Below are 22,227 nucleotides of genomic sequence, written 5' to 3'. Positions count from 1 at the left end.
GGCGCCCCTACCTTCACCTGGGTCCGCACCCAGTGAAGGCGTGATTCCCATGGGCTTCATGAAACCCCGGCTGCTCCCACTCGACGCCGGCACCTACCGCACCCTGCCCCGCCGCGACCGCCTGGAGGCCCTCACCCGGCACTGGGTCGAGCACGGCTTCGGCAGCCCCTCGGCGGTGTATCTCTTCTACGTCGTCAAATGCGCGCTCTACGTCGGCGGAGCGGCCCTGGTGATCTCGCTGACGCCGGGCCTCGGACCGGTCACCGAGGTGGCGTCCTGGTGGTCCGAGCCGGTCGTCTACCAGAAGCTGATCGTCTTCACCCTGCTGTGGGAGGTGGTGGGGCTCGGCTGCGGCTCGGGCCCGCTGTCCTCCCGGTTCCTGCCGCCGATCGGGTCCGCCACGTACTGGCTGCGCCCCGGCACCGTCCGGCTGCCGCCGTGGCCCGGCAAAGTGCCGTTCACCCGCGGAGACCGGCGCGGACTCGTGGACGTACTGCTCTACGTGGCCGTCATCGCCTCCGGGATCTGGCTGCTCGGCCGGCCGGGCCCGGGATTGCTGGACCCCATGGCCGCCGTACCGCTCATCGTGACCCTGGCGGTGCTGGGCCTGCGCGACAAGACGGTCTTCCTCGCCGCGCGCGGGGAGCAGTACGGTCTGTCGCTGCTGGTGTTCTTCTTCCCCTACGGCGACATGTTCATCGGCTTCAAGCTGATCATGCTGGCGATCTGGTGGGGAGCGGCCACCTCCAAGCTCAACCACCACTTCCCGTTCGTGGTCGCCACCATGATGAGCAACGCGCCCCTGGTCCCGAACCGGCTCAAGCCGCTCTTCTACCGCGACCGCCCCCGCGACCTGCGCCCCTCCCGCCTGTCCTTCCTGCTCGCGCACGTCGGCACGGCCACCGAGTACCTCGTCCCGCTCTACCTCGTCTTCCTGGGCGACGGAGGCCCCTGGACCTGGGCGGCCCTGCTCTACATGGTCGTGTTCCACCTGCACATCCTGTCGACCCTCCCCATGGGGGTGCCGCTGGAGTGGAACCTGTTCTTCGTCTTCTCGCTCTTCTTCCTCTTCGGCGCCCACGGCGACCTCACCGTGTGGGACCTGCACTCGCCCTGGCTGCTCGTCGTGATCCTGCCGAGCCTCGTGCTGCTCCCGCTGCTCGGCAACCTCCGCCCCGACCTAGTCTCCTTCCTGCCCGCCATGCGCTACTACGCGGGCAACTGGGCCACCAGCGCCTGGCTGTTCACCGGGGACGCGCTCGACCGGCTGGAGGCGGGCCTCACCACCAGCGCCAGGCTCGCCCCGCACCAGATGGTCACCCTCTACGACGCCGACACCGCCCTGCTGCTCGCCGCCAAGGCGGAAGGCTGGCGGGCCATGCACTCCCACGGGCGCGCCCTCAACGGTCTGGTGGAGCGCGTCACCGACGGCCAGGACGGGGTCACCGTCATGGAGGGCGAGCTGATCGCGGGCTTCGCCCTCGGCTGGAACTTCGGCGAGGGCCACCTCCACAATGACCAACTGCTGCGCGCCGTACAGGCCCGCTGCGCCTTCGCGCCCGGCGAGGTCCGGGTGGTCTGTTTGGAGGGCCAGCCCATTCAACGGCAGACTCAGTCCTATGAGATCCACGACGCGGCCCTGGGCCTGCTGGAGAGCGGCCACGTCGCGGTGCGCGACATGCTGACCCGTCAGCCCTGGCCCACAGACGTGGCCGACTACCCGGTGTACGACGTACGGTCGGCGCGCCCGCTGTCCGATCCGCGCCCCCTGGACAGTGCCTCATGACCTCGGCCGTGGTGGTCGGCGGCGGGCCCAACGGGCTCGCCGCGGCCGCCCTCCTCGCCAAAGCGGGCCTCGACGTCACGCTGCTGGAGGCCGCAGACGAGGTCGGCGGCGGCACCCGCAGCTACGAGGGTCTGCTGCCCGGCCTGCTGCACGACCACTGCTCCGCCATCCACCCCATGGCCGTCAACTCACCGGCCCTGCGTGAACTGGAGCTGGAACGGCACGGACTGCGCTGGCTCCTGCCCGAGATCGACTGCGTCCATCCCCTCGACGACGGCACGGCGGGCGTACTGATGCGCTCCGTCACGGAGACCGCCCGCCTCCTCGGCCCCGACGGCGACCGCTACCGGGCGCTGATCGAACCCTCGGTACGGCACTGGGACGCGCTCGCCGGAGAGGTGATGGGCCCGCTGCTGCGCATCCCCTCCCACCCGCTGCTGCTCGCCCGGTTCGGCCTGCCGACCACCCTGCCCGCCACCGCCCTCGCCCGCCTCTTCCGCACCCCGCAGACCCGCGCGCTCTGGGCCGGGATCGCCGCGCACGCCTTCCGCCCGCTGGGCCGCCCGCTCACCTCGGCCATCGGCCTCGGCATCCTGGTCTCCGGGCACGCCGCCGGGTGGGCCGTGGCCGAAGGCGGCTCGCAGTCCATCGCCCGCGCACTGGAGAAGGCACTGCGCGAGTACGGCGGCACCGTGGAGACGGGCGCCCGGATCACCGACCACCGGCAGATCCCGGCCGCCGACGTGACCCTGCTCGACCTCGACCCCGGCCAGGCCGCCGCCATCTACGGCGACCGGCTGCCCGCCCGGACCCGGTCCGCCTACCGCCGCTTCCGCCGGGGCCCCGGCGCCTTCAAGATCGACCTAGCGGTCGAGGGCGGCATCCCCTGGACCCACGAGAAGGCCCGGCACGCCGGGACCGTCCATCTGGGCGGCACGCTCGACGAGATCGCGCGGGCCGAGCGGGACGTCACGGCCGGGCGCATGCCCGAGCGGCCGTTCGTCCTGGTCGGCCAGCAGTACCTTGCCGACCCCGGCCGCTCGGTGGGCGACGTGCACCCGGTCTGGGCCTACGCGCACGTCCCGTACGGCTACACCGGGGACGCCACGGAGGCGATCCTGCGCCAGATCGAACGCTTCGCCCCCGGCGCCCGCGACCGGATCGTGGGCCTGAGCGCCACCGCCCCCGCCGACTTCGCCGCCGCCAACGCCAACTTCGCGGGCGGCGACATCCTCACCGGCGCGAAGACGACCCGTCAGCTCATCCTGGGCCCCCGGCCCACCCTCGACCCGTACACCACCGGCCTGCCCGGCGTCTTCCTCTGCTCGGCCGCCACCCCACCGGGGCCGGGCGCGCACGGTATGTGCGGGGCGGGGGCGGCGGCTTCGGCGCTGCGGTACCTGGGGGGCGCTTCTCACCGACCGAGCTGAGCCTCGCTGCCTTGTGGCACAGGCCCGACGACTGGACGGAGGGGGTGCCTTCGTCCGCCGGCCCCACCTGCACACAGAACCTGCACACAGACCGTCTGCCGGGTTCGCGGCCGACTTGCGGACGTCGTCCGCGAACCCTCACGCGTCCCCGCCGGCCCGCGCCGGCGAGTTTCCCGCGGTCACCGCGCGAGCAGCTCCAGCGTGTCGATCACGCGGTTGGAGAAGCCCCACTCGTTGTCGTACCAGGCGACCACCTTGACGTGGCGGCCGTCCACACGGGTGAGGGCGGAGTCGAAGATCGAGGAGGCCGGGTTGCCGACGATGTCGGAGGAGACCAGGGGGTCCTCGGAGTACTCCAGGACACCGGCGAGCGGGCCCTCGGCGGCCGTGCGGTACGCGGCGAGCACCTCCTCGCGGGTGACGTCGCGGGCGACCGTGGTGTTCAGCTCGACGATCGAGCCGACCGGCACCGGGACCCGGATCGAGTCGCCCGACAGCTTGCCGTCGAGGTTCGGCAGGACCAGGCCGATCGCCTTGGCCGCACCCGTGGTCGTCGGCACGATGTTCACGCCGGCCGCGCGCGCCCGGCGGGGGTCGCGGTGCGGGCCGTCCTGGAGGTTCTGCTCCTGGGTATAGGCGTGCACGGTCGTCATGAACCCGTGCTCGATGCCCGCCAGTTCGTCCAGCACGGCGGCCAGCGGGGCCAGCGCGTTGGTGGTGCAGGAGGCGTTCGACACGATGGTGTGCAGGGCCGGGTCGTAGGTGTCGCTGTTCACCCCGTACGCCAGCGTCACGTCGGCGCCGTCCGACGGGGCGCTCACCAGCACCCGCTTCGCGCCCGCGTCGAGGTGGGCGCGGGCGGCCTTCGCCGAGGTGAAGCGGCCGGTCGCCTCCAGCACGATGTCGACGTCCAGCTCGGCCCACGGAAGCTGCGCCGGCTCGCGCTCGGCGAGGACCTTGATGCGGCGGCCGTCGACCACGAGGGTGTCGCCGTCCACCTCCACCGGGCGCCCGAGCCGCCCGGCCGTCGAGTCGAAGGCCAGCAGCCGGGCCAGCCCCGCGGGTTCGGTGAGGTCGTTCACCGCGACGACCTCGAGGTCACTGTCGCGTTCGAGCAGAGCCCGCAGCACGTTGCGTCCGATGCGGCCGAATCCGTTGATGGCGATGCGCGTCATGAATGGTGTCCCTTCCGTTCGCCATCAGGTTCGCGGGCGGGCGCCGTGCGCGGCAGTGGCAGGAGCGCCACGGTTCACAAGGATCGCGCCAGGGCTACTCGCCCCGGGCGAAGGTCCGCCGGTAGTCGCTCGGCGTGGTCCCGAGCACGCGCTGGAAGTGCAGCCGGAGGTTGGTGCCGGTGCCGAGCCCGACGTCGTCGGCGATCTGCTCCACGCTCCGCTCCGAGCGCTCCAGCAGCTCGCGCGCCAGGTCGACCCGGGCCCGCGTCACCCACTGCATCGGCGTGTACCCGGTGTCCTCCGCGAACCGCCGGGAGAACGTACGCGGCGACACCGCGGCGTGCCGGGCCAGCGACTGCAGGCTCAGCGGCTCACCGAGCCGGTGCAGCGCCCACTCCCGGGTCGCGGCGAACCGCTCGCCCAGCGGCTCCGGCACACTGCGTGGCACGTACTGCGCCTGACCCCCGCTGCGATAGGGGGCCGCGACCAGCCGCCGGGCCGCGTGGTTGGACGCGGCCACCCCCAGCTCGCCGCGCAGCATGTGCAGGCACAGGTCGATGCCGGAGGCCGCTCCGGCCGACGTGAGCACGCTGCCCTCGTCCACGAACAGCACGTTCTCGTCCACTCGGATCAGCGGGTACCGGGCCGCCAGGGCGCGCGCGTAGTGCCAGTGCGTGGTGGCCCGTCTGCCGTCCAGCAGGCCGGTGGCCGCCAGCGCGAACGCCCCCGTGGAGATCGCCGCGAGCCGCGCACCCCGCCCGTGGGCCGCGACCAGCGCCGCCACCACCGGCTCCGGCGGGTCCTCCCGGTCCGGGAACCGGTAGCCCGGAACGAATACCACGTCCGCCCACTCCAGCGCCTCAAGGCCGTGCGCCACGTGGTACGACAGGCCGTCGCCGCCCGTCACCAGACCCGGCGCGGCCCCGCACACCCGCACCTCGTACGGCATGCTCGCGCGGGTCGTGAACACCTGCGCCGGGATACCCACGTCGAGCGGCTTGGCGCCCTCCAGGACGAGAACGGCGACACGGCGGAAACGGGAGGACGGCACGGGCAGCAGCGTACGCAAGACCGTCGGCGAGGTCGGCGCGAAACCCCCGTCAGGCGCCGGGCAAACCCCCGATATGCTGCTCTTTCTCCTGTACCGGCCGCCTCGGAAGGACCGACCCGTGGAGTTCCGGCTGCTCGGCACCGTCTCCGTCGACACCCGGCGCGGGCCGCTGCCGCTCGGTCCCGCCAAGCGCCGCAGCCTGCTCGCGGCGCTGCTGCTGTCGGCCAACACCCCGGTGTCGATGGGCCGGTTGACCGCCTGTCTGTGGGACGACGAGCCCCCGAGCCAGGCGCGCGGTGTCATCCAGGGCCATGTGTCCCGGCTGCGCGCCCTGCTCGCCGAGGGCGACGCGGAGGCGTACGGCGTCGAACTCCTCACCGCCGGGGACGCGTACGCGCTGCGGCTGCCGGAAACCCTGCTCGACGCCCAGCGTTTCGAGGAACTGCTCACCCTCGCCCGTGAACAGCGCGACCCCGCCGACGCGGTGCTCATGCTCGGCGACGCCCTCGCCCTGTGGCGCGGCCCCGCCCTCGGCGGCGCCTTCGCCGGACCGCCGCTCCAGGCCGCCGCGCACTCCCTTGAGGAGTCCCGACTCTCCGCCGTGGAGCAACTGGCGCTCGTCTACGGCAGGTTGGGTGAACATCACCGGGCCGCCGCCGTACTGCGCACCGAGGCCGTCGCGCACCCGCTGCGCGAGTCGCTGTCCGCCGCGCTGATGACCGCCCTGTACCAGGCGGGCCGGCAGTCGGAGGCGCTCGACTGGTTCCACCGCACCCGCAGGCTCCTCGCGGACGAACTCGGCATCGACCCCGGCCGTGAACTCGCCGACGCCTACGGGCTGATCCTGCGCGGCGACCCCGTACCGGAGCTGCTCGTCCCGCGTTCGGAGGCCGAACCCGCTCGGCTTCCCGTCCCTCCCCGCCCCGCCCTCGTGCCCGCCGAGGCGCACGCCGACCTGCTGCCCCGCGCGCCCCGCGGCTTCCACGGGCGGGGCGCGGAACTCGCCGCGCTCGGCCGGGCCGCCGCCGGGGAGGCGCCGGTGTGCCTGGTGACCGGGCCCGCCGGGGTCGGCAAGACCGCCCTCGCGCTGTGGTGGGCGCACCGCAACGCCGACGCCTTCCCCGACGGACGGCTCTTCGCCGACCTGCACGGCTTCAGCGACACCGGCGAGCCGTCGGTGACCGAGGTGCTGCGCGAGTTCCTGCTCGCCCTCGGGGTGCCGCCGCGCCGGATACCGGAATCGGCCGCGGCCGCCGCCGCGCTGTTCCGTACCCTCACCGACCGGCTGCGGCTGCTGGTCGTCCTCGACAACGCGCGTGACTCCGCCACCGTCCGCGCCCTGCTTCCCGGCGGCGCCGACTGCGTCACCGTCGTCACCAGCCGCCACCGTCTGGAGGGGCTCATCGCCTCCGACGCGGCCCGGCCCGTCCCCCTCGGCACGCTGGACGCGCAGGACGGTACGGCGCTGCTCGCGGGCGTCCTCGGTGAGGAACGGGTGCTCGGGGAACCGGTGGCCGCGCGCAGGCTCGCCGAGCTCTGCGGCGGACTCCCGCTGGCCCTCAGGGTCACGGCGGCCCGGCTCGCGGGCCGCCCGCAGTGGACCTTGGCCCACCTCGCGGACGAACTCGCGGACGAGCGCGGCCGGCTGGCCCACCTCGCCGTCGACGACACCGGGGTCCCGGCCGCCCTCCGTCTGACCGTGCAGCACCTTCCCGGCGAGGCCGCGCACCACTTCGGCCGGCTCGGCCACCACCCCGGCACCCACTTCGACCCGTACACCGCGGCCGCCCTCTCCGGCACCGACCCGCTGACCGCCGCCCGCGCCCTCGAACGCCTCGGCGCCGCCCACCTCGTCACCGAGACCGCGCCCGGCCGCTGGGAACTGCACGACCTCGTACGCCTCTACGCCCGCGACCTCGACCCGGCGACCGGCCCCCAGGCGCTCACCGGCGTCCTGGACCACTACATCGCCACCGCCCTCGCCGCCACCGAGACGGCCCAGCCGGGCGGCGAACCCTGCTTCGCGCTCCCGGCGGACTTCCAACGCCCGTCCGCCGTCCGCGACTTCGTCGACCGCGCGGAGGCGATGGGCTGGCTGGCCGCCGAACGGGAGGACCTGGCACGGGCGGTGACCGCCGCGCGGGCCGCCGGCCTGGACGACCGGGCCTGGCGGATCATCCTCCTCCAGTGGCCCCAGGTGGTGTGGCGCTCGCGGGACAACTGGGTGCCGCTGCTGTACACGGCCCTGGAGTGCGCCCAGGCCGTGGCGGACCCGTACGCCGAGTCCCGCGTCCGCACCCTGCTGGGCTGGGTCCTGAGCGAGGAGGGCCGCCTGACGGACGCCCTCACCCTCCTCGAACCCTCACCCGCCCTGGCCCGCCGCACCGCCGACCGCCTCGGCGAGGCCACCGCCCTCGTCAACCTGGCCGTGGTCCAGTCCGCCCAGGGCGACCTGGACGCGGCCCTGTCCAACTGCGCCCGCGCCGCCACCCTGGCCCGCGACGAGGGCAACACCCATACGGAAATGCTCGCCCTCCTCCACCTCTCCCGCGCCCACCTGACGTCCGGCCGGCCGAAGGAGGCCCTCCGGATCGCCCGCACGGCCCTGGACCTCGGCCCCGAACACGAGGAAGCGGCCCGCACGTCCCTCCTCCACACGGTCTGCGGCGAGGCCCACCTCGCCCTCGGCGAGGAACCCGAGGCCATCCCTCTCCTGGAACGCGCCGCCGACGAGGCGGAGTCCGCCGGGTACGACGAGGGAGCGGTCCGAGCCCTTGAGGTCCTGCTGCGGGTGAGCGGACGGGCGGACCACCGGCGGCGGCATGAGGAGGCGGTGCGGAGGCTTGCGGGGGAGGACCTGTAGCGGGAGCTGTCGCTACGGTGACCCCGTGTGCCTCTACGCCGTGAACCCCTACAAGCTCCACTACGCGTGTCTCTCGTGCCGGGTCAGTTTTAAGCGGCATGCGGACCGGGAGCATGCCTGCCCGAACTGTGCCCGGCCGCTCGTGTGTGCCGGGCGGGACTTCGCTCCGCCGCGTCGGCGGGATGTCGCGGGGTGGTCGGTGGTCGCCGTGGTGCTGGGGGAGGGGCTGCGGTTCGACGGGCGGTCGGGCTGTGGGTGCCGGAAGGAGCCGAAGTACCGGCCTCGGACGCGGGCGGAGTTGCGGGTACGGCGGATCGTTGCCTTGCGGGACGGGGTGGTGCTGGCCGAGGTGTTGGGGCGGGGCGATCCGTCGACCCCCTCCGAGATGGGGTCCGGCATGGCGTCAGAGGGGCGTTAGCCGGACGTCAGCGGGACGCCAGCGGGGGCGGTGAGAGTTGGGGTGTCAGCAGGTCAGCGGCTGGCCGGCGGTTCGGAAGGACCGTTGTCGACGTTTCACCTCTCGGGGGAAATCATCATGAACGCTTCGCGCCGTACGGCATTCTTCTCCGTCGCTGCTTCTGCCGCGCTCGCCTTCTCGCTGTCCGCCTGTCAGAGCGGGGAGGGGACCAAGGCCGAGGGGGCGGCGCCCGTTGCCAAGGACTCGGTCTCCGCTTCCGCCGCTGCCTCCGCGCCTGCGGCCGCCGGTACGAGCACCAGCAACAACACCGGCTCCGGTACCAGCACCGCCGTCGGGACCGCGCACAAGTCCGACTCCAAGTCCTCCGGAGCCAAGAAGGGCACCGCCACCCCCCTCTGCCGCGCCCAGGACGTCAAGGTCAGCTCCGAGCGTCAGGACGGGCCGCCGTACACCCACATCATCCTGACCGCGCGGAACACCTCGGGTCACCGTTGCGAGATGGCCGGGTTCCCGCACATCCAGTTCCTGGAGAGCCACAAGCAGGACGTGCCGTCCGTGGCGAAGAGCAAGCCGGCCGGGCCGACGGTGCTGAACCCCGGTGACCCGGCGTTCGCACTGGTCAAGCTGTCCGACGGTGGGGTGGACGAGGACAACGAGGTGGTGACCGCGTTCCAGTTGGTGCTGGAGGGCGACTCCACGGTCATCGCGGTGGACTCCTCGGCCGGTGGCGGCCTCGCCGTCGACCCCGCCAGGACGCTCACCGGCTACTGGACGACCGAACTGCGCAACGGGGCCGACGACTTCTGACCCGTACCCCCGCGGACGCCCCCTCGGGAGAGGAAGATCACCCGTGGGGGCGCGGTCTTGGCCAGGCAGGGCGCACGCGGTACCGTCGGGGCGATATCGACGACGGCGAAACGGAAGCCGGTGAGAAACCGGCACGGTCGCGCCACTGTGTGCGCGGTCCCGCGAGGGACCGTGCGAGTCAGACCCGTGGCCGTCGTCCTGTGCACCACCGAGATGGGACGCGAACTCCCAGAGGAGGTACTGCCATGGCGCAGACCGTCGCTCAGCCGACAGCCGGAAACCCCGCCGTTCCCGCCAAGCTGCCGCTGAAGGAGATAGCGCCCTGGGCGGTCTTCTTCGGCATCCTCATGCTGGTCCTGCTGTACTTCGTCGGCGCCGAGCAGGGTGCCACCTCCGTGTTCAACGGCACGGACGTCCACGAGTGGGTGCACGACGCCCGCCACCTGCTCGGCTTCCCCTGCCACTGACGCGAGGGACGCCGCTCACCCATGAACTCCGCAACCGTGAGAAACCTCCTCGTGCGGGGCATGCTCGCCGGCCTCGGCGCCGGAGTGCTCGCCCTGATCGCCGCGTACTTCCTCGGCGAGCCCAACGTGGACAGCGCCATCGGCTTCGAGGGCCACCACTCCCACGAGCACGAGGTCGAAGTCGTCTCCCGCTCGCTCCAGTCCACCGCCGGACTGGCCACCGGCGTCCTCGTCTACGGGGTCGCCTTCGGCGGCATCGCCGCGCTCGCCTACTGCTTCGCGCTCGGCCGCGTCGGGCGCTTCGGCCCCCGCGCGACCGCGCTGCTGCTGTCCGGCACCGCACTGCTCGCCGTGTACGTCGTGCCGTTCCTGAAGTACCCGGCCAACCCGCCCTCGGTCGGGGACCCGGACACCATCGGCAAGCGGACCTCGCTGTACTTCCTGATGATGCTGCTCAGCGTGCTCCTGGCGGTCGGCGCCACTCTGCTCGGCAAGCGGCTCGCCCCGCGCCTGGGCAACTGGTACGCGACCCTCGTCGCCGTGGCCGCCTTCGCCCTGCTGGCCGGGCTGGCGTACGCCTTCCTGCCGGTCGTCAACGAGGTGCCGGAACACTTCCCGGCCACCCTGCTGTGGCGGTTCCGCCTCTCCGCGCTGGCCATCCAGACGGTGCTGTGGGCCGGATTCGGGCTGCTCTTCGGCGAGTTGGCCGAGCGGCTGCTGAACCCCCGCCCCGCGGTGGAGCGCACCACGGGCCAGGCGGTCGCCGCCTCCCACTGAGCCGGTGACGTGACGACGAGAGGGGCCCCGGCGATGTCCGGGGCCCCTCTCACTCACCCCCGAGCGGGCGCCCCAGCCGCAGGTTCCAGCGCCCTGCCCGCCCGGACAGCTCCGTCGCGGTGAGCGGCGCCACGTCCAGCCGCCAGAACGCCCCGGCGGGCAGCCCCAGCGCGTGCACCACGGCCGCCCGCACCACCTCGGGCTCCACGACGGCGACCGTACGGCCCTCGGGTACCGACTCAAGCCAGCGTCCCACCCGCGCGCACACCTCCCGAACCGACTCCCCGCCCGGCGCCGCGCAGTCCGGGTCGGCCAGCCACCGGGCCACCGCCTCCCCCTCCGCCGAGCCGACCTCGGCCAGGGTGCGCCCCCGCCACCGCCCGGCGTCCAGCGGCCCAAGCTCCGCCGCCACCCCGCCCCGCAGCCTGAGCGCCTCGGCCGTCTCCCGGCACCGCGCACCCGGCGACAGCACCACCCGCGCCGCATCCGGCAACGTCCCGGCCGCCGCCCGCGCCCGCGCGGCTCCCGCCTCGTCGATGGACGAGGACCCGTCGTAGAACCGGGCCTCCCGCAGCGCGGGCCCGATGGCGGGCGAGACGAGCACCAGCCGACTGGTCACCCGAGAAACCTCCTGATGGCGAGAGAGCGCTCGTCCCCGCCCACAGCGGGACCGGGACGAACGGACGCTGCACTTGGCGCAGTACACCCCGCACGGTACGGGCCGCCGCCACCAGGTTCTCCAGCGGTGCCCGCGTCTCCGGCCAGGCGCGGGTCTTGGGTCGGACCCAGTGCGTATGACGGCGGTCGTTCTCGCTCACCGCTGTGGGGGCGCGCCCGGGTCCAGTTGGGCCAGTGCGGCCGTGACCAGAGCGGCCGTGCCGGTGTCCAGGGTGAGGCGGACGCTGGGGAGGTAGCGGGGGGAGTGGTTGTGGGGGAGGCCGCGGAACTTCTCGGCGGGCCCGGCGCCGGGGGCCGCCGCCCACTGGGTGGGGCCGACCGAGCCGAGCATCCAGTAGGCGCCCCGGATGCCGGGCCGGCCGTGCAGATGGCCGCCCGCGCCGGTGAGCAGCGGGAAGTCCTCCGTCGCCGACGACGCGGGCCAGCCGGTGACGCGGGCGGCGCCGAAGGCCGCCTGGTGGGCGGCGCGTACGGCCGCCGTGACGCCGGGGTCGGGCCGGGTGACCCCGGAGCGGGCCAGCTCGCGCACGGTGACCCGGGGCGGCAGCGCGGCCGAAGCGGCCTCCGCGCGCACCACCCGCTCCACCGCCGCCATGCCCCGGACGAGCGCCGCCTCCGAGAGGGCGCGGACGGTGACCCGCAGCTCGGCGCGGGTGGCTATGACGTTCCCGGTGCGCCCGGTGTCCCCGGCGCGCAGCGAGGACGCGGTGACCAGCAGCCGCTCCGCCGGGTCCGTCTCGCGGGCGGCGACGGCCGGGAGCCGGGTCACCGCGCCGGCCGCCGCGAGCAGCGGATCGGCCGTCAGGTGCGGGGTGGCCGCGTGTCCGCCGTCCCCCTCGAAGACCACTTCCAGCGTCACACTGCCCGCCATCAGCGGCCCGTCGGCGTGCGCCACCATCCCGGCCGGGAACGCGGCGGTGTGCTGGGCGAGGACCACGTCCGGCGCGGTGATCCGGTCGTACAGCCCGTCCTCCAGCATGGCGCGGGCACCGCTCAGCGTCTCCTCGGCGGGCTGCCCGACGACCAGCAGCGTGCCGCGCCAGCGGTCCCGGTGTTCCGCGAGCCACCGGGCCGCGGCCGCCGCGCAGGCCAGGTGGGCGTCGTGCCCGCAGGCGTGCATCACCGGCACCGGCCGCCCGTCCGGGCCCGGCGCGGTCGCGGTGCTGGCGTACGGTACGCCGGTCTCCTCGGCCACCGGCAGCGCGTCCAGCTCGGCACGCAGCAGCACGGCCGGGCCGTCGCCGTTGGCCAGTTCGGCGGCGACCCCGTGGCCGCCGACCCCGCGCAGCACGCGGAAGCCGTCGGCCGCGAGCCGGTCCGCGAACCGGGCGGCGGTGCGCTCCTCCGCGCCGGACAGCTCGGGGTGCCGGTGCAGGTCGAGATACAGCTCGGCGGTGGACGCCAGCAGGGCGTCCAGACCGGGCGGCACACCACCGCCCACGGTCACGGACGGACGGGACTGGTCGCTGCTCACGGCGGGGGCTCCAGAGGGTCGTCGTACGGGGGTGTCAGCGAAGTGACAGCCATCGGTCAGGGAGTTGGTGTCGGACGCGCGTAGAAAGGGGGGTGTCGGGGGGCTCGCTCCTCCGGCTGGTTCAGCGCACCACCGGACGGGGCCGTCCCGGCCGGCAGCAGGTCACCTGACCCGGAAGGAGCCACCATGGCTGACAACAACCTCGCCTCCCTCGCCCAGGAGATCCTGGACCTGGAGTCGGAGACCTTCGAGATCACCGACTACTCGGACGCCAGCGAGGTCATGCTCGGTTCGTCCACGAGCTGTTCCTCCACCAGCACCTGCTCCAGCACCACCAGCACCACCTCCTGCACCGCCTGACCCAGGCGTTCGCACCCACGGTCCCCGGCCCGCCTCGGCGCGCCGGGGACCGCCGGTGTGCGCGGGCCCCTGCACGGTCCGCGCGCCGACGAGCAGAACGCCTGCCCCGCTCACGGGAACGGATGCGGCACCCGCCGCAACTCCTCCTCCCGCAGCGGCGCCGGGACCATACCCGCCCGGTACGGCGCGGTACGCAGCCTCGGCATGGTGAGGGCCCGCTGCCGCAGCCAGCCGAAGTCGATCGGCAGCAGCCCCGGAGCCAGCGTGGCCACCGTGCGGAGCCCCATCCGCCGCTGCTCGGGCGTGGTCTGGTCGACGGCCACGACCTCGCAGCCCGCCTCGCCCAGCAGGTCCCGCACCAGCAGCAGGTCGTCGCCGAGGTCGCCGGTGCGCGGCCGCCGCTCCTCCCAGCCCGCGAACAGCTCGTCGAGCGGCGCCGTGCGGGGCGGCTTGAGACAGCCGGTGGCGTGGACCCGCATCGCGGGCAGCCCGAAGAGCGCCGCGTGGTCCGGGAGTCGCTTCACCAGGTCGAAGTCCTCGGTCATGGCGGTGAGTTCGGCGGGCCGCTCGGCGACCTGGCCGGGCAGGTGCGGGATGTAGGTGAGGATCTCGGAGACCGCCGACTCCACGGCCGTCTCCGGGTCGAAGGAGGCGCCCGCCGCGAAGGCCAGGGAGCCCGGCGCGTCGTCGCGGCGGACCGCGAGCCCGGTGACCACCGGCACCGGGAGGTCCACCCGGTTGTCGAAGACGTGCACGTCGTACCCCTGGAGCGCGGCCCGCGCCACCATGGCCCGCACGCCCGGCGAGCGCACCGAGTCCAGGTCGATCTCGGGGAGCGGGAGGTCGCCGTACCAGCCGAGCAGGAAGGCGTCCCGCTCGATGAGTTCGAGAAGGCCGAAGAAGACCGCCTCCTCCCAAGTGCTGCCGGTGGCACAGCCGTTGGAGCACTCGAAGACGAAGTTGTCGGCGGCCGTGCCCGCGCTGTAATAGACGAGCCGGGCCGGTACCAGCACCGGGCGGCCGTCCCGCAGCGACCAGCCGGTGACCCACGGGATCGGCCGGGCCGGGTCGAAGGGCTCGACCATCGGGTCCTCGGCGTAGGTGCGCGGCCCGTACAGCCCGCACGTACGCGGATCGAGGGCGCGGTCGCCCAGCTCCTCCAGCGAGGCCGTCACCACGGGTGCGCGATGCCGGCGATGGGTGCCCGCGTACCGCTCCAGGCCCTCCAGGAAGGCCAGGTCGCGGCTGGCCGCGAAGGAGTTGGCCTGGCCGCTCCAGGTGACGTCGGTGAGACCGGCGTACCCCCGCATGAAGACGCTGCCCGCGACCGGCGCGGTGGTGGGGGAGGTGACGTCGATCCAGGTGCCGCCGCCCAGCACCCCGCACACCGGGTTGGCCAGCGCCTTCACCGGCAGCGGATGGTCCGACGCCCGCCGCAGCCGGTAGGAGTCCGGGCGCGGCTTGGGCAGCGGGCCCGGCGCGGGCAGCGTGGCCTCCGCCGCCGCGCGCTGGGCCGCCTCCTCGGTGAAGGGACGGCAGCGCGGGCACATCGGCTCCGGCAGCAGCGGGAACGTCCGCACCCGCAGCGTCTCCAGGTCGACCTCGGTGACCTGGGGCAGCTCGGCGTCCGGGCCCCCGGCGGTGTGCCGGGCGGCGCCCGAGGCGATCAGCCGGTGCAGCGACCACACCGCGTCCACCATGTGGTCCGGCAGCACCGGCCAGATCCCGGCCGCCGTGGTCTCCGTACCCGTCTCCAGCGCCTCCCGCTCGGTACGGGTGCGCAGCCGCTGGCGGCGCATCGCCAGGCAGGTCCCGCAGGCCGGGCCGGCCGCCGGGGTGCCGCCCCACGGGCCGAGCAGCACGGCCTGCGCGGTCAGGTGCACGGTGGCCGGCTCGGCGGGGAGGCCGCTCTCGCCGAGCACGTTGGTGTCGCCGATCCGGGAGACGGCGGGCGCGGGCAGCCCGGCGGCGGTGGCGCGTGCCGCCAGCCGGGAGTGGAGGTCGGCCCGCGCGGCCTCCAGTGAGGTCATCGTCGTCGTCATGTCCGGTTGCTCCAGCGGAAGATCCGGGTGGCGATGACCCCGAAGACCAGGGCGAACACGGCGAGGCCCGCGCAGTCCAGCGCGATGTCCCCCAGGTCGCCCCGGCCGCCCATGGCGTCGGTGAGACCGTCGTTGAGATAGTGCAGCGGCAGCACCTTGGCGGCGGTGCGCAGCCAGCCCGGCATCAGGTCGTCCGGGAAGAACGAACCGGACAGGAACGCCATCGGCACCATCACCAGGTTGGCGATGGCCGCGACCGCCTCCGGGGTGTCCGCCAGGCTGCCGACCACCAGGCCCATGGCGAGGAACGCGGTCACCCCCAGCACCAGCAGCGGCAGCGCCGCCCACCAGGGACCCATCAGCCTCAGCCCGAAGAACGGCAGCAGCGCGACGGCGGTGAAGAGCGCGGTCTGCGCCAGCGCCACCCCCATCGCCACCGTCCACCGCGACGCGAGCAGGGTGCGCAGCGGGGTCGGGGTGCGCCAGATCAGCCGGAGCAGGTCGTCCCGGCGCCACTGCATCAGCGCGAACCCCACCGAGAACACGGCCGCGTTGCCCACGCCCCAGGACAGCACGCCCGGCGCGATGTAGTTGATGGAGGCCAGCCCGCCGTTGACCTTGTCGCCCTGGAAGATGAGGCCGAACAGCACCAGGAAGGCGAGCGGGAAGGCGAAGGTGAAGAAGAGGGTCGTCTTGTCGCGCACGCTCGCGACATAGGTGGCCCTGGTCAGTGCGGCGTAGGCGCTCAACGGTGGTGCTCCGATCCGCTGCCGGTCAGCGAGAGGTAGGCGTCTTCGAGGGTGGGGGTGCGCACGGAGACCGAGTCGATGTCCACCAGGTCGCCGAGGGCGGGCAGCACCCGGTTGGGCACCGTCGTCTCGATGACCAGGTCGGCGCCCTGCACGGTGGCCCGGTCCACGCCCGCCAGCGCGAGCGCGGCCTCGGCGGAGACCTTGTCGGCGGGTACCAGCAGGCGGGTCGGCGCGGCCAGGGCGCGGATCAGGCTGCGGGGCGAGTCCAGCGCGACGACCCGGCCCCCGGCGATGATCGCCACCCGGTCGCACAGCGCCTCGGCCTCGTCCAGATAGTGGGTGGTGCAGATGATCGTCCGCCCCTCCGAGCGCAACGACCGCAACAGCTCCCACAGTTCACGCCGCGCCTCCGGGTCGAGAGCGGCCGTCGGCTCGTCCAGGAAGATCAGCTCCGGCTCGTTGAGCAGTGCGGTGGCCACCGCGAGCCGCTGCCGCTGGCCGCCGGAGAGATGGTCGACCCGAGCGTTCTCCTTCTCGGTGAGGCCGACCCGCTCCAGCGCCGTCTTCGCGGCCTCCGGAGCCATGCCGTACAGCGCGGCCACCGTGCGCAAGTGCTCGCCCGCCGTCAGCCGGGCGAAGAACGCCGACGCCTGCGTCTGGACGCCGATCCGGGCCAGCAGCGCGATGTCGCGCGGCCAGGGGCTCTGCCCGAACACGGTGACACTGCCGGAGTCGGCCTCCCGCATGCCCTCCACGATCTCCACCAGGGTGGTCTTGCCCGCGCCGTTCGGCCCGAGGATGCCGAAGAACTCACCGTGGCGCACCTCCAGGGAGACGCCGTCGAGCGCGGTCACCTCCCCGTAGCGCTTGCAGACGCCGTCCAGGGCGACGACGGTCTCGGTAGCGGTGCCGCGCGGGGCGGCCTCCGTCCTGCTGTCGGGTGCGCTCATCTCGCCTTTCCTCAACTGGTGTACGCCGGACGGGACGTGGCGTCCCGGCTCGGACGAGGGGGAGGCGGCCGGAGCCGCCCCGGAGGTACGCCTGTCCCGCAGGCGCCGGCCGAGCCCGCCCAGCGCCCACAGCAGCAGGACGACGGCGAGCAGCGCGGGCGGCAGCGACCAGGCGAGCACCGCCAGGCCGTCCGGCAGCATCGCCTTGAGCACGGCCCCGCACAGCACCAGCAGCGCCGCGCTCTGCACCGCCGTCAGCAGCGCGAACCCGCCGTACAGCAGCCGCAGGCGCGCCGGGTACGCGGCGAGGCCCGGACCGCGCCGGAACAGCGCCCGCAGCGCGAGGCCGGTGAAGGTACGGGCGCCCTCGGACAGCGCGGTGACACCGAGCGCGTGCTCGAGCGCCTTGTAACCGTCCAGCGGGGGCAGCGGGAGCAGGTTGGCCACCCCGAGGACGGTGCCGAGCAGCAGCAGCGCCCCCAGTGCGGGCCGGGCCTCGGCGCCGGAGGGGAGCAGCGCCCAGATCGCGTAGAACGGCACCAGGAACAGCAGGTTGGCGAAGACGCCCGCGCACGCCGTGGCCACTTTGCGGGCCCGGCTGCCGAGGAACTGGACGTCCGCCACCTCGCAGTACAGATAGGTGGCGAAGCAGATCCAGCGCAGCCCGATCTCCGTGACCCGGCCGCCCCACGCCCGCGCGAACAGCCCGTGGGCCAGCTCGTGCAGGGCCAGCCCGCACCACAGCACACAGCCGATGGCGAACAGCAGCACCGGCTGCTCCGCCGTCTCCTCCGTCTGCCGCCACAGCGTCCCGGCCTGCACCGCGACGGCGACGAACACGCCCACCGCCAGCGCGGTCAGCACCGCGAGAACGGCCGGCCGCCGCGCGGGGGCGGTGAGCCGGTGCAGCCGGTCCATCAGCGCGGGGGCGTCCGCCACCATCCGGGTCCGCCCGGCAAGAATCCCGTTCGGCGGCCGCTCGGGCCCGGCCGGCGGTGCCGCGGCCGGGGCGGGGGAGCCCTCCAGCAGCCCCCGGACGTGCAGCAGCCGGAGCAACTGCCCCCACTGCGCCTCCCCGAGCCGGGCACCGAACGCGCCCGCGTACTCGCCGCCGATCTCCTCCAGCGTCCGGGTCCCGTCCAGCCGGGTGATCAGGAAGTGCTCCTTAGGCCCCAGCTCCAGCCGCCGCCCGGTACGGGGGTCCTTCAGCAGATGGATGCGGGCCGCACCGCGCACCAACCGGGGGCCCGCCACCAGATCGGGGCGCACCTTGGGGCGGCTGGCCAGGAACGTGCCGGTGGTCACCCCTCACCCCCGCGGCGCCAGCCCGCCAGCGAGTCACCCGCGTCGGTCTCGGCGCCCTGCGCGCCGCCGTCCCTGAGCGCGCGGGCGAGCACGTACGACAGGAACGCCTCGTCGCGCACGGTCGTGCTCAGCCGGTTGTTGGTCATGTGCAGATACGGCGAGAGCAGCATCGGCAGCGCCTGCGCCGGGTCGGTGGGGCGCAGGTCGCGGGTGCCGTCCCACGAGCGGAACACCAGCTCGCCGGCACGGGTCAGCGCGGTCGCCCGGTCGCGCAGCTCGGCGCAGTGTTCGGCCCAGCCGCGCAGGAACGCCGGGAGCCGTCCGGTCTCGCCCGCCGCGACCGCGCCCCTGATGTCCCGGAACCGGCCCGGCATACTCGCGCCCATCGCGCTGTACGCGCGGTCGTAGCCGTCGTCTGCGGTGTAGTTGGTGCTGGAGAACGCCCGGTTCCAGAAGGTGTGGTAGCGGTCCAGGAAGGACAGCAGGGCCTCGTCGCCCGGCAGGAACGTGCCGGCCATCACCGTCATCAACTGGGCCGACAGCCCGAGCAGCACGGTGCGCAGATGGAGGTTCATCGAGCGGGCGGCCTCGATGACGAGGTCGCTGGAGTGCTGGAAGTGCCACTCCGCCAGCTCGATCCCGGCAGGGCCGCCGTACTTGCCGTACTCGGGCTCGTAGGGACGGTCCTCGAAGGAGTTGTTGGGACGCAAGCGCATCCGGCCGTCCGGGCCCAGGTATTCCGCGCGCTCCTCGTCGCCGAACTCCAGGGCGAACAGGGTCTCGTAGAGGTCGGCGAAGAAGCCGTCCTTCACCTCGTACAGCGCGGGCCGCTCACGCAGGAACCTCTCCAGCGCGGCGTGCGCCCGCTCCCGGACCACGGGGGCGTCGGCGGCGCGGGCCGGTTTCAGGCGGAGGCGCAGATGCGGGCCCTCCAGCCAGTAGTTGATGAAGAAGTACCCCGCGAGCAGGCCCTCCTCGGTGAGGGCGTCGACCAGCGGGCGGACGCACTGGACGAGCAGCGGGCGGGGACTGGCCGCGTAGAAGACGTGCACGGCCAGCCACTCGCCGGGTGCCTCCCCGGCGGCCGGGCCGGGCGCTGCGGAGGATGCGGTGGGAGCGGTCATGGAGTGGCGTCCTCTTCGGTTCGGGCGGCCGGTACGGGCAGCAGTTCGACGGCGAGTTCGGCAACATGCCGTCCGCGCGGTGAGATGACGTGCAGTTCGTCCTCGGCGGGGAGCATCTCCTCGAAGACGGTCCGGGCCCGTTTCCCGGCGAGAAGCCCTTCGAGGGCGGTGAGCGAGAGCGGGCTCTCGAAGTCGACGTACTGCGGCTTGGAACCGCCGAACCAGGCCCCGCCCTGGCCGTCCTCCGCCTCCTCGTGAACGGTGGCGAAGGCACGGGCGGGCAGGCCGTGCCGGACCCGCCAGCGGTGCCAGGCGAGATACCAGTCGGCGTCCGTGGTCCCGGGTGCCCGCAGCGGAAGACGGCCGTCGGCGACGGTCCAGGAGCGCCGCTGGAGCACCAGCGCGTGGTGCCGGACACGGGGGCGCCGGGTGACACCGTCCTCCGCATCCCCGGCCGGCACCCCGCGCCACACGTCCGGCACCGAGCGGGAGGTGGGGGAGAAGAGCAGCAGGGTGCGGGGGATCTCGGGCAGCACCATCGGCACCAGATAGCCGAGGTACACCGGGACGACCTCCCGCTCCAGACGCCGGGAGCGCAGCAGCAGCCGGTCCTCGGCCTCGTCGTGCACCGCGTACAGGTCGTCCAGGTGGAGGCGGGCCTGTTCGGGGGCGGTGCTGTTCTCGCCGGGGCAGACGATCTCGTAGTCGGTCAGCCGGCCGTGCAGGTTGAGGTTGGTGGTCGCGGCACCGGCCGTCACCTCGGCGAGGACCGCGCGGGGAGGCAGCACCGAACGCAGGGCGTTGCGCAGCGAGTTGGTGAGACCGGGCCCGTCCGCGTCGTCGAAGCAGTGCGTGAAGCGGGTGAAGGGGAAGCAGAGGCCGCCGTAGGAATTGTTCAGCACGGCCAGCGGGCCGTCCTCGCGGCGGGCGAGCTGGAGGAAGTGGCTCTGCGGGCGGAAGGTGGGCGCGGCGGTGCCGAGCGCGTCGGCCATCTCGTCCACGGTCGCGTCATCGAGCACGAACTCCTCGGCATCTGACGGGAGTTCGGCCCAGCGCTCCCGCATCCGGGCGGTGAGCGTGGCGCGGGCCCGGTCGACGGAGGTGATCTCCGGGACCCCGAGCCAGTTCTCCTCCGGAGCGTGACTGCCGTCCGGGAGGTAGCCGTCCTTGGCCGCGGTGAACTGGAGGTACTGGCGGAAGATGTCCTCGTGGAAGTCGTGGACCAGCCGCAGCAGGTCCTCGCAGCGGCCACCGCGCCCGTACCGGGCGACGAAGAAGCCCTTGAGGGTGAGCCGTTGCGGCAGCGCCACGTCGAAGGCGGGCAGCACCCGCCCGATCGACCGCAGCGGCGCGGCGACCGGCTCGGCCCACTCCGCGAGCGGCGCGCTGGTGGTACCGGCCGACACGTCCTCGTAGAGCAGCGTCTGCGGCAGTACGGGCCGTTCGGCGCCCAAGTCGATCTGCAAGGAGGCTAGTTCGGTACGGAGTCCCGCCAGCAGGGCGCGTCGGGTGGGCACGTCGGCGTCCCCGTAGCGCGCGACCGCCTCGGCCGGGCCGTCCAGCCGGGCGGCGACGGTGTCCGCCCAGTCCACCCCCAGGCTGCGCAGCGCCCGCTGGAAGGCGCGCAGCGGGTCGGCACTGTGTACGCCGGTGTCCAGCAACGGGAGCTGAAGCATGCCGAGTTCACGCAGCGCCGTCAGATAGTGGCCGGCCTCCTCGTCGCCGGCGCCCGTGGTGGCGGCCAGCCAGCGGGCCAGGTCGCCGTGGGTCAGCGTTCCGTCGGTGTCGCGCAGCAGCGTCAGCATCCCGTCGAGGGCGCCCTGCCGGCGCAGGAAGAACAGCCGGTCCTGGGCGGCGTCGAAACTGACCGGGGCGCTGTCGTCCCCGGCCGTGACCGCCCGCCGGACATAGCGCACCCGGTCGTCGTCCCGCGTCCAGCCCGAGGCCGGTGCCACCGGCAGGTCGGCGCGGCGGGCCGGGTCGGCCACGATCAGCTCGGCGAGCCGGGTGAGGACGACCACGTTGAGCCGGGGGTGGCTCGTCCAGCCGTCGCCCACCTCCGTCAGGTCGCCGCCCTCCGCGAATCCGCCGAGCGCCACCCCGGTCAGCGTGCTGAACGGGCTGGTCTTGCAGGCGGTCCGGTACAGGTACGACAGCAGCGAACGCTCCATCTTCCGGGCCCGCTTGCCCGGCGCCGGGGGCCGATCGGCGGCGAACGCGTCGAGCCGCTCCTCCAGCGTGGGCGAGGCCAGCAGCAGGCCCCGGCGCAGCCGGTCGTCCAGCGCCAGCCCGCGCAGCGCGGTGCGGGTGCGGGCCAGCGCGCCACCGAGCACCGCCTCACCCTCGGCCCGCAGCTCCTCCCAGCGCAGACGCGCGTCCAGCCACGCGGTGAGGTCCGCGCCGGTGTCGCCGTCCAGCCCCGAGGCGAGGGCGCGGGCGGCGGGGAGGTCGGAGGGGAGGCGGTTGTTGAAGACCTGGCGGCGCAGCGCGAGCAGACGGCGGCGCAGGGCCGCGTCCTCGGTGGCACCGACGACGGCGGAGAGCGGGTCGCTCAGCCGGGCGCCGAGCGCGCGCAGGCTGTCCTCCTCGGCGGCCGTGCGGGCGGCCCAGTCGGCGGTCTCCGGGGCGCGCAGCACCGAGACGGTCTCGGCCGGGAGACCGGCCACGCGCAGCATGAAACGGCGGTGCAGGGTCACAGTGGTGTCGGCGGCTGTGGTGGCCGGGCTCATACCGTGCTGCCCCTTTCAGGTCGGGACTCCCGCGGACCG

At 73.9% G+C, this 22,227-nt stretch carries 16 protein-coding genes and 1 riboswitch; of the genes, 7 read left to right on the top strand and 9 right to left on the bottom strand.

Annotation, left to right across the window (positions count from 1 at the left end; translation table 11 throughout):
• The first annotated feature begins 49 nt into the window (after window positions 1–49).
• Both OG448_RS01155 and OG448_RS01150 read left to right on the top strand, forming a co-directional pair.
• Complete coding sequence (locus OG448_RS01155; RefSeq protein WP_405550764.1) at window positions 50–1,786, top strand: DUF3556 domain-containing protein; 1,737 nt, start codon at window positions 50–52, stop codon at window positions 1,784–1,786.
• Window positions 1,783–3,216, top strand: a complete 1,434-nt coding sequence (locus OG448_RS01150; RefSeq protein ID WP_405550762.1) for a phytoene desaturase family protein — start codon at window positions 1,783–1,785, stop codon at window positions 3,214–3,216. The genes OG448_RS01155 and OG448_RS01150 overlap by 4 nt, the downstream gene beginning before the upstream one ends.
• 179 nt (window positions 3,217–3,395) lie before the next feature.
• On the opposite strand, the gene gap is transcribed toward OG448_RS01150, so the two are convergent.
• Both gap and OG448_RS01140 read right to left on the bottom strand, forming a co-directional pair.
• Window positions 3,396–4,391 carry a type I glyceraldehyde-3-phosphate dehydrogenase gene (gene gap, locus OG448_RS01145; RefSeq protein WP_405550761.1) on the bottom strand — a complete coding sequence of 332 codons (996 nt, stop codon included), beginning with the start codon at window positions 4,389–4,391 and terminating at the stop codon, window positions 3,396–3,398.
• A 94-nt stretch (window positions 4,392–4,485) separates the two neighbouring features.
• Window positions 4,486–5,442: a GlxA family transcriptional regulator gene (locus OG448_RS01140; protein WP_405550759.1), complete on the bottom strand. Its 957-nt coding sequence runs from the start codon at window positions 5,440–5,442 to the stop codon at window positions 4,486–4,488.
• A gap of 118 nt (window positions 5,443–5,560) precedes the next feature.
• On the opposite strand from OG448_RS01140, the gene OG448_RS01135 reads away from it, so the two are divergent.
• From OG448_RS01135 to OG448_RS01120, 4 genes are all read left to right on the top strand, one after another.
• Entirely contained in the window at window positions 5,561–8,305 is a 2,745-nt protein-coding gene (locus tag OG448_RS01135) for a BTAD domain-containing putative transcriptional regulator (protein WP_405550758.1), read from the top strand.
• A gap of 535 nt (window positions 8,306–8,840) precedes the next feature.
• Window positions 8,841–9,530: a DUF4232 domain-containing protein gene (locus OG448_RS01130; protein ID WP_405550755.1), complete on the top strand. Its 690-nt coding sequence runs from the start codon at window positions 8,841–8,843 to the stop codon at window positions 9,528–9,530.
• A gap of 74 nt (window positions 9,531–9,604) precedes the next feature.
• Window positions 9,605–9,737, top strand: a riboswitch (cobalamin riboswitch).
• Window positions 9,738–9,775: 38 nt separating this feature from the next.
• Window positions 9,776–9,997, top strand: coding sequence for a CbtB-domain containing protein (locus OG448_RS01125; protein ID WP_366567173.1), 222 nt, complete (start codon window positions 9,776–9,778; stop codon window positions 9,995–9,997).
• Window positions 9,998–10,018: 21 nt separating this feature from the next.
• Window positions 10,019–10,774 (top strand): CbtA family protein, encoded by a 756-nt coding sequence (locus OG448_RS01120; protein WP_405550753.1) that lies wholly within the window; start codon window positions 10,019–10,021, stop codon window positions 10,772–10,774.
• Between the two features lie 49 nt (window positions 10,775–10,823).
• On the opposite strand, the gene OG448_RS01115 is transcribed toward OG448_RS01120, so the two are convergent.
• Both OG448_RS01115 and OG448_RS01110 read right to left on the bottom strand, forming a co-directional pair.
• Complete coding sequence (locus OG448_RS01115) at window positions 10,824–11,393, bottom strand: histidine phosphatase family protein (RefSeq protein WP_405550752.1); 570 nt, start codon at window positions 11,391–11,393, stop codon at window positions 10,824–10,826.
• A 195-nt stretch (window positions 11,394–11,588) separates the two neighbouring features.
• The gene (locus OG448_RS01110; RefSeq protein ID WP_405550751.1) at window positions 11,589–12,926 is read right to left on the bottom strand and encodes an amidohydrolase; all 1,338 of its coding nucleotides are present in this window, start codon (window positions 12,924–12,926) and stop codon (window positions 11,589–11,591) included.
• A 186-nt stretch (window positions 12,927–13,112) separates the two neighbouring features.
• Between OG448_RS01110 and OG448_RS01105 the strand changes: the two genes are divergently transcribed.
• The gene (locus OG448_RS01105) at window positions 13,113–13,286 is read left to right on the top strand and encodes a thiazolylpeptide-type bacteriocin (protein WP_018548797.1); all 174 of its coding nucleotides are present in this window, start codon (window positions 13,113–13,115) and stop codon (window positions 13,284–13,286) included.
• A gap of 110 nt (window positions 13,287–13,396) precedes the next feature.
• Here OG448_RS01105 and OG448_RS01100 read toward each other — a convergent pair whose 3' ends face one another.
• Genes OG448_RS01100 through OG448_RS01080 form a run of 5 tightly spaced genes read right to left on the bottom strand, consistent with a single transcriptional unit; the run spans window position 13,397 to window position 22,188 of the window.
• Window positions 13,397–15,328: a TOMM precursor leader peptide-binding protein gene (locus OG448_RS01100; RefSeq protein WP_405550749.1), complete on the bottom strand. Its 1,932-nt coding sequence runs from the start codon at window positions 15,326–15,328 to the stop codon at window positions 13,397–13,399.
• Window positions 15,325–16,077 (bottom strand): ABC transporter permease, encoded by a 753-nt coding sequence (locus OG448_RS01095; RefSeq protein WP_405550748.1) that lies wholly within the window; start codon window positions 16,075–16,077, stop codon window positions 15,325–15,327. The genes OG448_RS01100 and OG448_RS01095 overlap by 4 nt, the downstream gene beginning before the upstream one ends.
• Window positions 16,074–18,335: an ATP-binding cassette domain-containing protein gene (locus tag OG448_RS01090; RefSeq protein ID WP_405550747.1), complete on the bottom strand. Its 2,262-nt coding sequence runs from the start codon at window positions 18,333–18,335 to the stop codon at window positions 16,074–16,076. The genes OG448_RS01095 and OG448_RS01090 overlap by 4 nt, the downstream gene beginning before the upstream one ends.
• Window positions 18,332–19,459, bottom strand: coding sequence for a lantibiotic dehydratase C-terminal domain-containing protein (locus tag OG448_RS01085; RefSeq protein ID WP_405550746.1), 1,128 nt, complete (start codon window positions 19,457–19,459; stop codon window positions 18,332–18,334). Before OG448_RS01085 ends, OG448_RS01090 begins: the two co-directional genes overlap by 4 nt.
• Window positions 19,456–22,188: a lantibiotic dehydratase gene (locus OG448_RS01080; protein WP_405550743.1), complete on the bottom strand. Its 2,733-nt coding sequence runs from the start codon at window positions 22,186–22,188 to the stop codon at window positions 19,456–19,458. The genes OG448_RS01085 and OG448_RS01080 overlap by 4 nt, the downstream gene beginning before the upstream one ends.
• Window positions 22,189–22,227 lie beyond the last annotated feature (39 nt).

Origin of the sequence: Streptomyces sp. NBC_01171 (genome assembly GCF_045039805.1) — a bacterium.
Lineage (GTDB): Bacteria > Actinomycetota > Actinomycetes > Streptomycetales > Streptomycetaceae > Streptomyces.
The sequence above is the reverse complement of the archived record's forward strand: the minus strand, read 5'-3'. Positions and strand labels throughout refer to the sequence as shown.